The 15986-nt window shown below is 42.5% G+C and carries 9 protein-coding genes; 8 read left to right on the top strand and 1 reads right to left on the bottom strand.

Features of this window, described 5'->3' with window-relative positions:
• The first annotated feature begins 197 nt into the window (after positions 1-197).
• The 8 genes from CXF60_RS02025 to CXF60_RS01990 all read left to right on the top strand — a co-directional run bounded on the left by CXF60_RS02025 (position 198) and on the right by CXF60_RS01990 (position 15008).
• Positions 198-2117: a TonB-dependent receptor plug domain-containing protein gene (locus CXF60_RS02025; RefSeq protein WP_102090571.1), complete on the top strand. Its 1920-nt coding sequence runs from the start codon at positions 198-200 to the stop codon at positions 2115-2117.
• Positions 2118-2465: 348 nt separating this feature from the next.
• Positions 2466-3890: an adenosylhomocysteinase gene (gene ahcY, locus CXF60_RS02020; protein ID WP_101204984.1), complete on the top strand. Its 1425-nt coding sequence runs from the start codon at positions 2466-2468 to the stop codon at positions 3888-3890.
• Positions 3874-4752 (top strand): methylenetetrahydrofolate reductase [NAD(P)H], encoded by an 879-nt coding sequence (gene metF, locus CXF60_RS02015; protein ID WP_228707007.1) that lies wholly within the window; start codon positions 3874-3876, stop codon positions 4750-4752. Before ahcY ends, metF begins: the two co-directional genes overlap by 17 nt.
• 300 nt (positions 4753-5052) lie before the next feature.
• Positions 5053-5919: a 16S rRNA (uracil(1498)-N(3))-methyltransferase gene (locus tag CXF60_RS02010; RefSeq protein WP_102090569.1), complete on the top strand. Its 867-nt coding sequence runs from the start codon at positions 5053-5055 to the stop codon at positions 5917-5919.
• A gap of 173 nt (positions 5920-6092) precedes the next feature.
• Positions 6093-7805 carry a putative bifunctional diguanylate cyclase/phosphodiesterase gene (locus CXF60_RS02005; protein WP_102090568.1) on the top strand — a complete coding sequence of 571 codons (1713 nt, stop codon included), beginning with the start codon at positions 6093-6095 and terminating at the stop codon, positions 7803-7805.
• Positions 7806-8399: 594 nt separating this feature from the next.
• Positions 8400-10193 (top strand): acyl-CoA dehydrogenase C-terminal domain-containing protein, encoded by a 1794-nt coding sequence (locus CXF60_RS02000; protein ID WP_102090567.1) that lies wholly within the window; start codon positions 8400-8402, stop codon positions 10191-10193.
• Positions 10194-10541: 348 nt separating this feature from the next.
• Positions 10542-12326, top strand: a complete 1785-nt coding sequence (locus CXF60_RS01995; RefSeq protein ID WP_102090566.1) for an acyl-CoA dehydrogenase C-terminal domain-containing protein — start codon at positions 10542-10544, stop codon at positions 12324-12326.
• A gap of 237 nt (positions 12327-12563) precedes the next feature.
• Entirely contained in the window at positions 12564-15008 is a 2445-nt protein-coding gene (locus CXF60_RS01990; RefSeq protein WP_102090565.1) for a site-specific recombinase, read from the top strand.
• A gap of 460 nt (positions 15009-15468) precedes the next feature.
• On the opposite strand, the gene CXF60_RS01985 is transcribed toward CXF60_RS01990, so the two are convergent.
• Positions 15469-15927 (bottom strand): DIP1984 family protein, encoded by a 459-nt coding sequence (locus CXF60_RS01985; protein ID WP_102090564.1) that lies wholly within the window; start codon positions 15925-15927, stop codon positions 15469-15471.
• Between the last annotated feature and the right edge of the window lie 59 nt (positions 15928-15986).

Below are 15986 nucleotides of genomic sequence, written 5' to 3'. Positions count from 1 at the left end.
TTTAGCAAGCTAACCTGAATAACATTCAGCCTACCCTGAATAAAAATTAGGTTAAAGTAGTTTATAAAGCAAGTTAATTTGTAGATAATGAGCACAGTTTTGCTTATATACTGTTTTTTGTAACTTTTGACCCCTTTTACGTCATAATAGTTACCTCTCATTTCTGCATTTTTAACTTGATTACTTTGGAATCGACTATGTCTGTATCACGTGCATCTTCACGTACCTATCTTCGTTTAAGTATTTTGAGCGCGCTTGGCTTACTTGCAGTAAATACTGCAATGGCAGCCATTTCTGAAAACGCTTCCATCAACGATAGTAACCTACCACAAGTTGAGCTTGATGAAATTGTCGTGACAGCCACTCGCACACCTACTAAGACAAGTAATGTAATTGCGCAAACACGAGTAATCGATAAAGAAGAGTTACAACGTTATCAAGGTCAAACCGTTTTGGACGTACTCAAACGTCAGCCAGGCATTGCTTTTAAACAAAACGGTGGTCTTGGCGCTTCTTCAAACTTTTATATGCGCGGCTACGATAGCAAACAAGTCCTCGTATTGATTGATGGTATACGTTATAGCTCAGTCAGCGCTGGAGGCGCCGCGTTAAACTTGCTACCTGCTGATCAAATTGATCGAATTGAAGTTCTCTATGGAGCATCAGGTTCTAGCATCTACGGTGCGGATGCGATGGGCGGTGTCATTCAAGTATTCACTAAAGGCGGCAATATAGATCGAAGCAGTATGTCAGTTACCGCAGGTATCGGCTCAAACGATCATTATGTATACGGTGCAAGCGCACAACTTGCCAATACTAATGGTACTACATTAAGCCTTTCAGCCAGTCACAACGAAACAGATGGTATCAATGCGACCCGTCCAGATCCCAGTAATCAAAATGACCCTTATAATAAAGACGATGATGGTTTTGAGAGCGACAGTGTAAGCTTAGCAGTCAATCAGCGTTTTAGCGACACGTTACTGACAGGTGCTAGCATCTTGTATAGTAAATCCACTACTGAATATGACGATGGTACTTTTGAAGACGCTCATGCTGATCAAGAAAACGGCGCAGCACAAGCTTATGTCGACTGGCAATATATGCCTGATGCCTCTGTTAAGCTCCAATATGGTCACTCTATTGATAAAAGCGAGTCTTATTCTAAGTATCCAAATGTATTCGATGGTACTCAAGACCAGATTAGCTTAGTTGGTAAAAACAAGCTGCTAGCTGGTGAAGGTGTTTATGGTCTCGAATACCTCACTCAAGACTTAGACAGCACGGCTTACAGTATTGATGACCGTAATGTCAAAAGTGCCTTTGCTGGCTATGTCATCGCCAATGACCGCTTTGATGCACAAGCCAACCTACGCTACGATGATGACTCACGCTATGGTGATGAAACCACCTATAATTTGGGCGGTGCAATGCATCTTAGTCCTGATTTCCGCGTTGGTGCGAGCTATGCTAAAGGCTTCCGCGCACCTGTTTTTAATGATTTAAGCCCTGTATATAGTGGTAACCCCGATCTAAAGCCTGAAACTAGCGACAACTACGAAGCTTTTGCTGAATACAACACTCTGCTACAGTCTACACGTCTCACTGGCTATTATAATGATGTTGAAAATTTAATCAGTTACGTCGCAAGCCCTACGCCTAGCAATCCTTATGCAGGAGCTAGTCAAAATATCAATGAAGCTAAAATCAAAGGTATCTCATTAACTTCTGACTGGGAAATGAACGACTATCTGTTTGGCGGCAGCTATGATTACCAGAAGGCAGAAGACAGTAGTGGCGGAAGTGATGATGGCAACTCTCTTCCCTACCGTCCTGAACACAAGGGCTTGGTATATGTCGGATACCGTCTGCCAAGTTTAGATATACGCGCTGAATATCAGTATGTAGGGGACTATTACAGCAGAATTACCAATACTGACTCTCAATTTGTAGACAACTATGGATTGCTGAACATCAGTGGTAACTACAAACTTACTGATAATTTATCTATGACTGCACGTCTAAATAACATCACTAACGAAGAGTATATAACAGATATTGGCTATAATACTGACGGTATTAACTACTTTACCTCTCTAACCTACAACTGGTACTAATTTTGGCTGAGTAGTATCAAAAAACATTAAAACAAAAAAGGTCATCAGTCGATGGCCTTTTTTATGGCTATAGATTCCTGTTTGAGGTTTTGTTTGTCTAAGGCGTCAGCTATTTATCTCAGTCAATAGGTGACAATTAACCACTCATCTATTACAATAACGACCTCCGAGAGGTGTTGCGCCATAATAGTGATTTACTGCATTAACATTCTATAGTTATGCAATCACAGGTTATGTTAGGCTCGGTTAACTGTCGAGAGTCCATATTTTTGGTCGCTCACAGCGCAAACAACGGCACCTGCGTTTTTATTCTTTTTATCATTCGTTAACCACTGATAGGAGCATATTATGGACGCAGTGTCTACTACACCATCTGCCCATACGATCGATCCCTCTTTCACTGACTACAAAGTCGCTGACATCAGCCTTGCTGATTACGGCCGCCGTGAAATTACCCTTGCTGAAGCCGAAATGCCTGCCCTAATGGGTTTGCGTCGTCGCTACGAAGCCGACCAGCCGCTTAAAGGCGCGAAAATCGCTGGCTGTATCCACATGACCATTCAGACAGCCGTACTTATCGAGACACTAGTCGCGCTTGGTGCTGAAGTACGCTGGACATCATGTAATATCTTCTCAACTCAAGACCATGCTGCTGCTGCAATTGCTGCTGCTGGTATCTCTGTTTATGCTTGGAAAGGCGAAACAGAAGAAGAGTATGAATGGTGCCTACGTCAGCAAGTCCATGTTGGCGGCGAAGCATCAGGCCAACTTTGGGATGCTAACTTAATCTTGGATGATGGCGGTGATTTGACTGCTTTGATTCACAATGATTATGCAGAGCTTCTTGATAACATCCACGGTATTTCAGAAGAGACCACCACTGGCGTTCATCGCTTGGTTGAGATGCTTGGTAAAGGTACACTTAAAGTACCAGCCATCAACGTCAACGATGCAGTTACCAAGTCTAAAAACGACAACAAATACGGCTGCCGTCATAGCTTAAACGATGCTATCAAACGCGCTACCGATATGTTCCTTGCTGGTCGCCGCGCTTTGGTTATCGGTTATGGCGATGTAGGTAAAGGCTCTACACAAAGCTTACGCCAAGAAGGCATGATCGTACGTGTTTCAGAAGTTGACCCTATTTGTGCTATGCAGGCATGTATGGACGGCTTTGAAGTCTTATCACCATACATTGACGGTGACAACACGGGCGGCGCAGCCAGCATCAACAAGCGCTTGCTTGAAGACACTGACATGATCGTCACCACGACTGGTAACTATCACGTTTGTGACCGTCATATGCTAGCAGCCCTTAAGCCTGGTGCTGTGGTGTGTAACATCGGTCACTTTGATACAGAAATCGACACACAGTTTATGCGTGATAACTGGCGCTGGGTTGAGATCAAGCCACAAGTTCATCAAATCTTCCGCTCAGACGATGAGAACGATTATTTGATCTTGCTTGCTGAAGGTCGCCTAGTGAACCTAGGTAACGCAACTGGTCACCCATCACGCGTGATGGACGGCTCATTTGCCAACCAAGTATTGGCTCAAATGTATCTGTTCGAAGAAAAATTCGCTGACTTGCCAGCTGACCAACGTACTGACAACCTATACGTAAAAGTATTGCCTAAAAAGTTAGACGAAGAAGTAGCCGCTGCGATGGTTGCAGGCTTTAACGGTACGCTAACCAAGCTGACCCAAAAGCAAGCTGAGTATTTGGGTGTGCCAGTTGAAGGTCCATTCAAGCCTGATGCTTATAAATACTAAAAGGAGCCTGACTGTGAGTAAGCCTGCTTTCTCCTTTGAGTTCTTTCCTGCGAAGACCGAGCAAGGTCACGAAAAGCTTCTCAGTACTTATGATGAGCTTAATAAGTTGTCACCAGCTTATTTTTCGGTAACGTATGGTGCGGGCGGTTCAACCCGTAGCCGCACCTTAGATATCGTACAGGCACTAAGTGTACGTGGTACCACTGAAATCGCGCCGCATATGTCTTGTATTGGCGATGATAAAAGTGAAATCGCTGAATTGCTCGAGTATTATAAGACTTTAGGTATTAGACGCTTAGTGGCGCTACGCGGCGATTTGCCATCAGGTCAGGTGGGCATGGGTGAGCTACCATTTGCGGTAGATTTGGTAAAGTACATTCGTGAGCACTCAGGTGATCACTTCCATATCGAAGTGGCTTCCTATCCTGAAATGCACCCACAAGCGCGTAGCTTTGAGTTTGATATCGATAATCTGGTAAATAAATACCAAGCTGGTGCCAATGCGTCGATTACCCAGTTTTTCTACAACGCTGACAGCTATCTGTACTTGCGTGATAAGTTAGAGAAACGCGGTATTGATACAGTAGCTCAGCCTTTGGTCGCTGGTATCATGCCAATTACCAATTCAAGCAATCTTTTGCGTTTTGCTGATAGCTGTGGTGCTGATATTCCGCGCTATGTACGTAAGCAGTTGACGGATTTTGGTGACGATAGTAAGGCTATTCGTGAATTTGGCTTTGATGTGGTTTATCGCTTGTGTGAACGCTTGATTGCCGAGGGCGTCCCTGCCATGCATTTTTATAGCATGAACAAAGTTGAGCCAAACAAACGCTTGGTAGAAGCATTGGGATTGACTGCTTAAACTTGTAAGCATTCTAGAATACCCCTTAATCATTCCTGAATACACTATCAATGACTGGCGCTTCTAGGAGCGCCAGTTTTTTATTGTCAAAATTTTGACCAATAACCCTTTACAGTTTTATTCATACACTTTATCTTATTTGATTTTTAAAAATTTCTTCACTGTGTAATAATACTGCTCTAAAAATAATTATCTTTATTAAGAAAAATTCTCATAAAACAAATGTCATTAATTGTCTCAAGTGATATTCTATAGATCTAATAATAACTATACTCAATCAAATAATAGGAATAAGACCACGTGCGACGTTTTTTTTATGCCATTAACAACGACAATGCTGATGCCTCAGCACTACCTAAATTGGGTGAGTTGCCACTAGGTAGCAATGTCGAATTACCAGATAGCGTTGTCCATCACTGGTGCCGTGTATTACGAGCCAACATTGGTGATCAAGGGATTTTATTCGATGGATTTGGTGGCGAATATATAGTAGAGCTACAGGCAATCAGTAAAAGAAACGCCACTGCTACTTTACTTGCTCATATAGACGATGATCGTACGGCACCTACTATCACTCAAATCGGCTTAGTAATGAGCCGAGGCGAACGTATGGACTATGCGATACAAAAGGCGACCGAACTTGGCGTGACTGCTATTCAGTTACTCAGTAGCCACCACGGAGAAGTTACATTAAAACCTGCACAAATTGAGAAGAAACTGTTGCATTGGCAACAAGTGGCGATCGCAGCTTGCGAACAGTGCGGACTTAATCGTCCGCCTCTCATTTTTGCACCACAATCCATTACCCAATGGCTAAGCAATACCAACACTGACTCTACTCATAATGAGATGACTGTCAGCCCTGTCGTTTCTGTGCTTAGTCAAGATCCTTATTACCAGATATTAGACGGTCTTGCAGATTTATGTATGCAAATGAGCGTACCAGCAGCAGGACAACCTGCCATGCCTAACGCTCTATCTAATATTCTCAAACAACAGACCCCTTATATCAAACTGTTGATCGGGCCTGAAGGTGGTCTGAGTCAAGATGAATGTCAGCAAGCGGAGAGTGTTGGCTTTAAGCCTTGGCAAATCGGCACAAGAGTCTTGCGTACCGAGACTGCACCAGTGGTAGCGTTAGCTACTTTACATGCCTTAAGCACCTAGTAAAAACTGATAAGTATTAGTATGACTATCGTAGTTTTTATCTTTTATGCTTATAGTCAAAAATAATGTCTGTTCTGTATCGTGCATAGTAAAACGCGATGCCAACTCAATGTTAATAAATTGATAATGCAGTTCTTATTTTTATAAGCCCTTATCTTTTGTGAGTCACTATTATGAGCAATTTTGACACTATTCCAGTATCAATCAAGCAGCAGTTGATGAGTACGCTATGTGAACAGCTTGAAGACGCCATTTTTATACTAGACGAAAATCTACGTTATTTATCTGTTAATGCTAGTTATGAGCTTTTGATTGGCTACAAAGAAGAGTTCTTGGTTGGTCGGCCACTTGGTATTTATGCTGCTGAGTTTTTATCAGAAGAAGAGCAAGTAATTCTAAAAGATATCAAGAAAAACTTAAACGAACATGGTTTTTATGAACTTGATTTTTCGATGGCCAACCGTTATGGACAGAATATTGACTGTCATATTACTTATCGCAGAATTTACATAGATCAAATGGCTTATCATATTGGTATGCTGCGTGATATGTCTGCAGTTATTAAAGATCAAAAACAGGTCGCCCATTTACTCAACTATGATCAGCTCACAGGTCTCCCTAACCGCAAGGTATTTTTGAGTCAGACAAGTGACATGCTATTGGATAGTTACCAAGAGGTTGTCCTTGTACGCTTAAACATTGACCGTTATCGCAATCTTGCCAGCCTATTAGGGCCTGATGGTGCCAATGATTTAATAAAAAACTTTGCAGAAGGAGTCGAAAAGCTCAAACTGCATAATTTACGCTCCTTTTCTCACTTTGGGGGTGATGATTTTGCGCTATTATTTGAAGTTAAAGATGCCAATATGGTACGTCATCAGCTAGACACACTCATGCAAATGTGTGAGCGTCCCTTCTCTACTGACAAGAGCCATGCGACAGATGCAAATATCTATTACCATATTTCTGTGGGTGTGAGCTGTTTTCCAAAAGACGATAATGAAGTAACGGGTTTATTGACCAAAGCAGAAAAAGCATTAGACTATGTCAAGCAGCATGGAGGCGATGATATACGTTGGTACGATGAGGCCATTGAAAGCGCTACCGCTGGCAGTTTAGAGCTAGAGTCTGAGCTTAGAACTGCTACCATTGAAGGCCAATTCGTTCCTTATTATCAGCCAAAGTTTTCATTAGAGACTGGAGCTATCACAGGTTTTGAAGCATTGGTACGTTGGCAACACCCTACTCGCGGATTACTAAAGCCCGTTCATTTTATCAATGCCATTATCGCGCACAAGCTCTCCTTTGATTTGTTTTCGCAACTGGCCATTAAAATCGTCAAACAATTAGCCGTTTGGCAACAGCAAGGGTTTCATCAACACGTCTGTATTAACGCTGATGCTGCTGAGTTTAGCCACCCTGACTTCTTTGATATGGTGAGTACACTACTGACCGAGAATGACGTTGCTGCTGATCAGTTGCATATCGAAGTGACCGAGTCGTCTTTGATTCAGCGTCATGATAATGTAAAAAAACAGCTTAACTCGCTTAGAGAGCTTGGCGTACGTCTAGCGCTCGATGATTTCGGTACTGGTTATGCGTCATTGAGCTACTTGCAAGAATATCCATTTGATTTTATCAAGATTGATAAGAGCTTTATCTCCAATATTGAAACCGATCGTACCCAGCACGCGATTGTAAAAGCCATTTTAGACTTAGCAGTCGCTTTAGACATGCAGGTCGTTGCTGAAGGTATCGAAACTGAGCAGCAGCGCGATGTGTTGTTAGATATGGGTTGCAAAATTGGTCAGGGCTATTGGTTTAGCAAACCCGTAGCTGCTGATGTCGCCACTGCGATGTTGATTAAACAAAACGCTTCTGAGTAAACGTTAAACTATTCACTATAACTTATTAACCATAAGCAACTATGTTCAGACTCCTAGCATACGAGCATGTTTAATGTTTATCACGTTTATATCTGTGAAATAACTTACATGCTCGGTTCTACCAAATAGTGTTGTAATTTATACTAATGCGTTTGTCTTTCTGGCAAACGCTATTTTTTTGGCTGTCGTTTTTTCACGTTAATACTAATCATATAAAGGACTATCTGTCTTAGTAACGTTAGAGTTTTCATATGTTTAATGCTGCTGTTTCCTAGCGCCTAACGTCGATTGCATAACCGATGCAAGATAGGTTCATGACTTATCAGTCCTGTCACCAAACTTGTATAATCACCTATGAAAGCCTATCTTTTATAGTGAATTTGTTAGAGCATATTTAATCTCTCATTGACTCTGACAATCACCACTCTTTTTAACACTATTTTATGTAATCGATAGCATGGTTGACCTGCTTTACTGTTTATCATTTATTTAGATTTTCAGATTGGCTAGGTAAGAATAACGCACTAGAGGATAGTGCGACCATATGCTCATTATTGGCTATGATCGGTTACATTCCAAAAAGGACAGGAAGTTATGCAATACAAAGCGCCCTTACGTGATATCCAATTCGTTATGCATGAACTACTCGATAGTGAAAGCCACTACAAAACTCTGCCTGCGTTCCAAGAAGCTGACCGCGAGCTAATGGACAGCCTATTTGAAATGGCTGCAAGCTTTGCTGAAAACGAACTGTCACCATTGAACCAAAGCGGTGATGCTGAAGGCTGTAAGTTTGATAATGGTAAGGTCACCACGCCAAAAGGCTTTAAAGAAGCTTATGACGCGTATTGTGAGCTTGGCTTCCCTGCTTTATCTGCTGAAGAAGATTTTGGCGGTCAAAACATGCCGTTCTCATTATCTACTGTCATCAATGAAATGGTTGGTACGGCTAACTGGTCATTCTCTATGTACCCTGGCCTATCACATGGTGCTATTCAAACCATCGAGCATCATGGTACTGACGAGCAAAAACAAACCTATTTAGAAAAAATGGTCACTGGCGAATGGTCAGGCACCATGTGTCTTACTGAAGCGCATGCGGGTTCTGACTTGGGTATTATCCGTACCAAAGCTGAGCCTAAAGAAGATGGGAGCTATAGCATCACGGGGCAAAAGATTTTCATCTCTGCCGGTGAGCATGACCTAACCGGTAACATCATCCATATTGTTTTGGCTCGTCTACCAGGCGCACCTGCTGGCACCAAAGGTATCTCACTGTTTATCGTTCCTAAAATGACGGTAAACGCAGATGGTAGCGTTGGCGAAAGCAACAATGTCGTTTGTGGCTCTATCGAACATAAAATGGGTATCAAAGCCTCTGCAACTTGTGTCATGAACTTCGATGGCGCAACAGGTTACTTGATTGGACCTGAAAACCGCGGCCTACAGTGTATGTTCACCTTTATGAACGTGGCACGTATCGGTACTGCTGTACAAGGTTTGACTGCAGCAGAGTATGCATTCCAAGGTTCATTGACTTATGCAAAAGACCGCTTAGCGATGCGCTCACTATCAGGTACGAAAGCACCAGAAAAAGCGGCTGATCCTATCATCGTACATCCAGCGGTTCGTAACATGCTATTGACTGAAAAAGCCTTTGCTGAAGGTGGTCGTGCGCTAGTTTATTATCTCTCACACTTTGCAGATACCGTTGCAAAAGGCGAAGGCGAAGCGTTGAAGTTTGCTGATCAAATGTTATCACTACTGACACCAATTGCTAAAGCGTTCTTGACTGAAACAGGTTTAGAAGCTGCTAACCATGGTATTCAGGTTTATGGTGGTCATGGTTTCGTTAGCGAATGGGGTATGGAGCAGAACGTACGTGATACGCGCATCTCTTGCTTATACGAAGGTACCACAGAGATTCAAGCACTTGACTTGTTAGGCCGTAAAGTCTTGGGTTCACAAGGTAAGCTACTTGCTAACTTTGTAAACGTTATTAAAGAATTCTGTGAAGAAAACAAAGAAAATGACGAGATGGGTCAGTTCATTCGCCCACTTGCCAAGCATCTTAAAGAATGGGGCGATTTGACTGCACGCATCGGCATGCAAGCAACTGAAACGCCAGACGCTGTCGGCGGCGCTGCAGTAGACTATATGTATTTCAGTGGTTATGTCACCCTAGCCTACTTATGGGCACGTATGGCACTGGTTGCTCAGACTGCTATCGCAAACGGTACTGGCGAAAAAGCATTCTATGACGCTAAAGTTAAAACGGCTCAGTTCTACTTTGCTAAGCTATTGCCACGTACTACTACGCACGTACAGCGTATCAGCACTGGTGTAGAGCCATACATGAGCATGGACGTTGATCAGTTTGCCTTTTAATTAAAGCGCTAAACTTCGCTATCGTATAATCTTGAGCGGCAACATACTTCGGTGTGTTGCCGCTTTGTTTTGCAGATACTTATGACAACTATCAACATAGTTTTGACTATAGCAACTGTCTATAAGTACCGACCCGCCTACCTTCTCACATTATAGTTATCAGCGAGGTGTCTATAAGCACTTCAATAGCCGTTGCTAACTTTTGGTGTACGCACAATTCACGAAGAAATACACTCGCTCACAAGCTTATTTGTTAAACTTTGATTATTAATCGCTAAGGTTATACCAAGAAAACAGTTGATAATCTTAACAACTTCAATTTTAATTATTTGAACCAAAGGAATGTTTATGGCTGTTTATAATGCCCCTCTTAATGACATGCGCTTTATCTTAAATGACGTATTCAAAGCGCCAGAGTTTTGGCAAAACAACGAAAACTTGGCTCATGTCGACATGGAAACTGTCGATATGATTTTAGAAGAAATGGGAAAACTGTCAAAAAACATTCTACTTCCTATTAACCGTAGCGGTGATGAAGAAGGCGCAACTTTCGAAGGTGATGGCGTCGTCACGACTCCGACAGGATTTAAAGAAGCCTATAAGCAATATGCTGAATCTGGCTGGGTTGGCTTAAGCGGTAATGCTGAATACGGCGGTCAGGGCTTCCCTAAAATGGTTACCATGCTCACCGAAGAGATGGTTTTCACTGCTAACCAATCATTTGCCCTATATCCAAACCTAACTGTTGGTGCGACGCTTTGCTTAAATGCAGCTGGCTCTGAAGAGCAAAAGCAAACTTATCTAGAAAAAATGTACAATGGCGAATGGGCTGGCACCATGTGCTTGACGGAGCCGCATGCTGGTACTGATTTGGGTATTATCAAAACCAAAGCTGTGCCTAATGATGATGGTAGCTATGATATCTCTGGTACCAAAATCTTTATCACTGGTGGTGAGCATGACCTTACTGACAACATCATTCATTTGGTATTGGCAAAAACACCAAATGCACCAGAAGGCTCAAAAGGTATCTCGCTATTTGTCGTACCAAAATTCTTGGTCAATGCAGATGGTAGCTTAGGCGAGCGCAACACATTAGCGGTAGGCTCTATCGAACACAAAATGGGTATCAAAGCCTCTGCAACTTGTGTCATGAACTTTGATAATGCTAAAGGCTGGATGGTTGGCGCGGAAAACACTGGTCTATCATCAATGTTTATCATGATGAACTATGAGCGTGTCACTATGGGCTTGCAAGGCCTTGGTGGCTCTGAGCTTGCCTATCAAAATGCAGCATTATATGCCAATGACCGTGGTCAAGGCCGTAGCGATACACAGCTACAAAGCCCAGAAAAACCCGCTGATGCTATTATCCATCATGCTGACGTCCGTCGTATGCTATTGAACGCCAAAGTAAACACTGAAGCGTCGCGCTGTTTTGCGATGTATGTTGCCAAAAATCTTGATGAAGAGAAGTTTAGTACCGATCCTGAGTCAGCCAAAGCAGCTGCGGCTCGTGTTGCCCTACTGACACCGGTTGCTAAAGCGTTCCTGACTGATAAAGCACTAGAAGCCACTGTTGATTGTCAGCAAGTATTTGGTGGTCATGGCTATATCCGCGAATGGGGTATGGAGCAGATCGTTCGTGATACACGTATTGCACAGATTTATGAAGGTACCAACGGTATTCAAGCGCTTGACTTACTAGGTCGTAAAGTTGCTCGTAACAACGGTAAGTACGTCACTCACTTCTTGGGTGAGATTCGTGACTTTGTTAACAACATGCAAGCAGATCACGCTATCAAACAAGCTACGTTAAATGCAGCAGATACCATTGAAGAGCTAACCACCACTGTGCTTAACAACATCGGTGAACGCAAAAACGAAATCAATGGCTGTGCTGTTGACTACATGCATGCGTTTGGCTACCTTGCTTACTCATACATGTTTGCGTTGATGGTAGAAGCCGCTAATGGCAAAGAAGGCGAGTTTTACATCAATAAAGCCAAGCTTGCTGACTATTTCGTTGGCCGTGTCCTACCGCGTATCGATGCTCATGCAAAAATGGTCAAAGCTGGTAGTGACCCAATGATGAACTTTGATCTTGCTTATTTCGACGTTCCTGCAAGCTAAGCTAGCTTTACAACTCACCTAAAATACCTTGATTAAAAGGACAGTCGTGTTACTGTCCTTTTTTTTGTCAAAATAACTGCTAACAAAATAATTCAATATCAATTGGCAGTTCCGATTAAAATAACGCAAGACAAGATGTCGCTCGACTACAATTGAACGATTGGTAAACATTACTCAACCACTTATACCGACTTAAATAATAAAAACGATTGAAACAACCATGATAAAGGGTGCGACGTGTCAGAATTAAAACGCATTTTACAACAGATTACTGCCTTGAGCGACGTGCCAGATCCTGCGGTACTCAAACGCTTGATTGATGAGCTGCGAGTCAGTGATAAAGAACCTGCATTGGCCAACGAAAAAATTCAATCCCTTATTGATATCATACATCAGCATCCAGAATATGGAGATGGGCTGTCTAGTTTTGTGCTAAAACTGATTATCCAATATCGACAAATTGCGCTGTATACCGATACTGGCATTATGTCCGATCAAGGGTTTTTTAACAGTTTACGCCGTTTAATAGGCCATCGGTTTCTACCATTATTACCACAAGATGACTCTGTCGTTGAACTGGTGGGCTATCTGTTTAACAAGCGCTCTGATGAACGCTGGCTGGCCAATATCGAAAAGGAAAAATGGGACAAACTGGTTGAGCTGGTGCGCGTAGAAGAGAAACACTTAAATCTAGTCGCTACCGCAAAAAACAGTATTTTAAACGCCATTATCATTTTGTCTTATCGCATCAGCGGTATCGGCTTGCATCCTGATTTGATGGAGTCGTATCCGCAGATACTGAATTATTCCGCGTCTTTTGTTGCACAAAATCAAGAAGCCGTACTCTTCGTTAATCAATATCGTCAAGCACATGAGCTTGATACCTTGACAGATATTACGCCTGAGCAAGCAGTCGATCCCGCACCTCTATTGGTTATGCTTGAACAGTGCGAAGATATCGTCGCTACCGTACGCAAGCGGATTTATAAGACCGGTATTTCTATCCGTTTGACCAATATGATGCTGCGTTTGGATCAAAGCTTGCAGCGTATGCGGATTTTAACTGAGCTGGTCACAGACGATAATCAAAAGCGAGATCGCGCTGTTATCGAACTGATACAGGCGCTCATTACTACGGCCAATCAGCGCTATAGTATTGGTTATTTGATTGATAACAATACCAAACTACTCTCTCGAAAAGTCACAGAAAATGCCAGTCGCGTCGGTGAGCATTATATTAGTACCGATAAAGCTGGCTATCAAAAGATGCTTAAAAAAGCCTCTATTGGTGGCTTTATCATTGCATTTATGGCAACCATAAAAATACTGGCGTATCACTTAGTGCTCGCACCCATGGGTCGTGCGTTCATCAACAGTATGATCTATGGTTTGGGTTTCGTATTTATTCATGTTATTCGCGGCACAGTCGCGACTAAGCAGCCAGCCATGACTGCGGCTGCAATCGCCTCTACCATATCTGAAGGCTCTGGTAAAAAATCACATCAGTTGACTAAGCTATCAGAATTGGTCGTCGATATCTTGCGCACCCAGTTTATCGCTATCATGGGTAACGTCATGTTAGCCGTACCCGTCGCTTTGATTATCTCTTTTGCTTGGTTGCAATATACTGGCGCGCCAATGATCGATACTGAGAAAGCAGGACACTTGCTACATGATCTCGACCCGTTTCACTCATTAGCACTTCCCCATGCTGCCATTGCTGGGGTTTACCTGTTCTTATCTGGTTTGATTGCCGGCTACTACGACAACTTGGCAGTTTATAACAATGTAGGTGCACGTATACAACGTCACAGATTGTTGAAATACATATTGCCTAGCTCATGGCTTCAGCGTTTAGGCGGCTTTATAGAAGCCAATTTGGGCGCTATCATGGGTAACTTCTTATTCGGGGTGTTCTTAGGTAGTACCGCGACTATTGGCTATATCTTTGGCCTACCAATTGATATCCGTCACATTGCCTTTGCTTCAGCAAACTTGGCACACGGGCTATTCAATATATCTGCTGATGACATCAGTTGGAGCCTCATCCTGATTTCTATACTTGGCGTGGCACTTATTGGTCTGGTCAACTTGATCGTTAGCTTTTCGTTGGCACTGTTTGTCGCCCTACGTTCTAAAGAAGTTCGCTTTTTTGAATGGAGTCGCCTCACAAAACTGGTGTTTGGCCATATTATTAGCCATCCGTCTGACTTTTTCTGGCCACGTGATAAGCCAATGAAATATGCGCGTATCGATAGTCAGGGTCACATGATATTTGATGATACCTCCGCACAAAAAAATGGCAAATCCATACCGAGTAATTATGTGGTAAGGCGTTTGTCTGATGTCAGGATACTGCCTGAATCTAAACATGCTGATGCTCAACATTCCCAGACCAATACCGACATCAACTATGAAAAGCAGCCGACAGATGAGCATACGCAGCCGTATAACTCTCCTGAAAAGGTAATGGATTTGGACGATGGTTTAATCGATGACGAACTAAACAGCGTTCCTTATACCGATGATATCCAATACGATAAGGCCACCAAAACGATAAGTGCGATTGATAGCGATGTTGTTAGTGATGAGCCACACTACACTGACTCTGATGACAAGCAAACTGGTGATGCAAAAACACCTCTACCAAAACCTAAAAAACCACCAAAGCTGCCTAGTTAAATAGGTAGTTGCGGTGGCTTTATGCTCGATCGACTGTTGTTACTAAAATTATTTGTCATAACGTCTGTTATGGGAACAATGGGCGGTTCCCTAGTGAGGACTTGAATGGAGTCGTGGATTAGAGAGGTTTAACACGGGGTGTTGAGTTTGGTAAATGCGTAGTACTCGTAGATGACGCTCTTGATAATCGGCGTATCAAGAGGCATTAAACGTAAAGTTGAAACCGACTGTCAGTATCTGGTAGTAAGGTCTAAGTAGTACCTTGTGAGCTGTGACATGTTCGGGGCATAAGTAGTAAAAAAAGCGTCTACCCGCAACGCATGACAAACACTACAGTATGTTTTCAACCCCCTGTTGTGTAGGTAAGGGGTCTGACACTCGCCCAATCGGTTCCAATAGGTGGTTCTATTCATTTATGACTATAAGAATAGAAAATTATAAATTTAGTAGTCTACAAATCTTATTCAACAAGGTTAATTTGCCAGTTATTGGCTTGAATGACAATATTAATTTTGCGTAGTTTCATCGCTAGGTCATCGGCTTGCTTTTGTAAGCCAGCTACTGAGACCATAATATTCCATTTAATTTCTCGATGACTATAACGATCTGCCTCAGTGTCGGTCGCTTCAATTGCTTCAATTAATAGTTTGTGGCGCATCTCCAACGCCTCGCGTTCAACCAATAGCGTCAGCATTGATTGATCTTTATCCGTCTTAGCAACTGCATTGGTACGGTGAATACGCTCAATCAAAGCAGATAACTCAGTAATGACTTGACTGGCCTCAATCATTAGCTGACTTGGATCTTCATTTGGCGTATCGCCTTCTTGAACTTTAGCATTACTACGAATACGTCCTTTAATTTGAGCAAGTTTTTTTTGCATATCGCTACGAATAAGTAGGGCTTCTGCGAGTTTCATTTTTAGCTCCTTTTAACACCTTATTAGTATAGTCAGTCCAAAATAGAAAAGGTACAATG

The organism is Psychrobacter sp. 4Bb (genome assembly GCF_002836735.1).
Classification (GTDB): Bacteria; Pseudomonadota; Gammaproteobacteria; order Pseudomonadales; family Moraxellaceae; genus Psychrobacter.
Note: the sequence above shows the minus strand (reverse complement) of the source record. Positions and strands in the feature narration are given on the sequence as shown.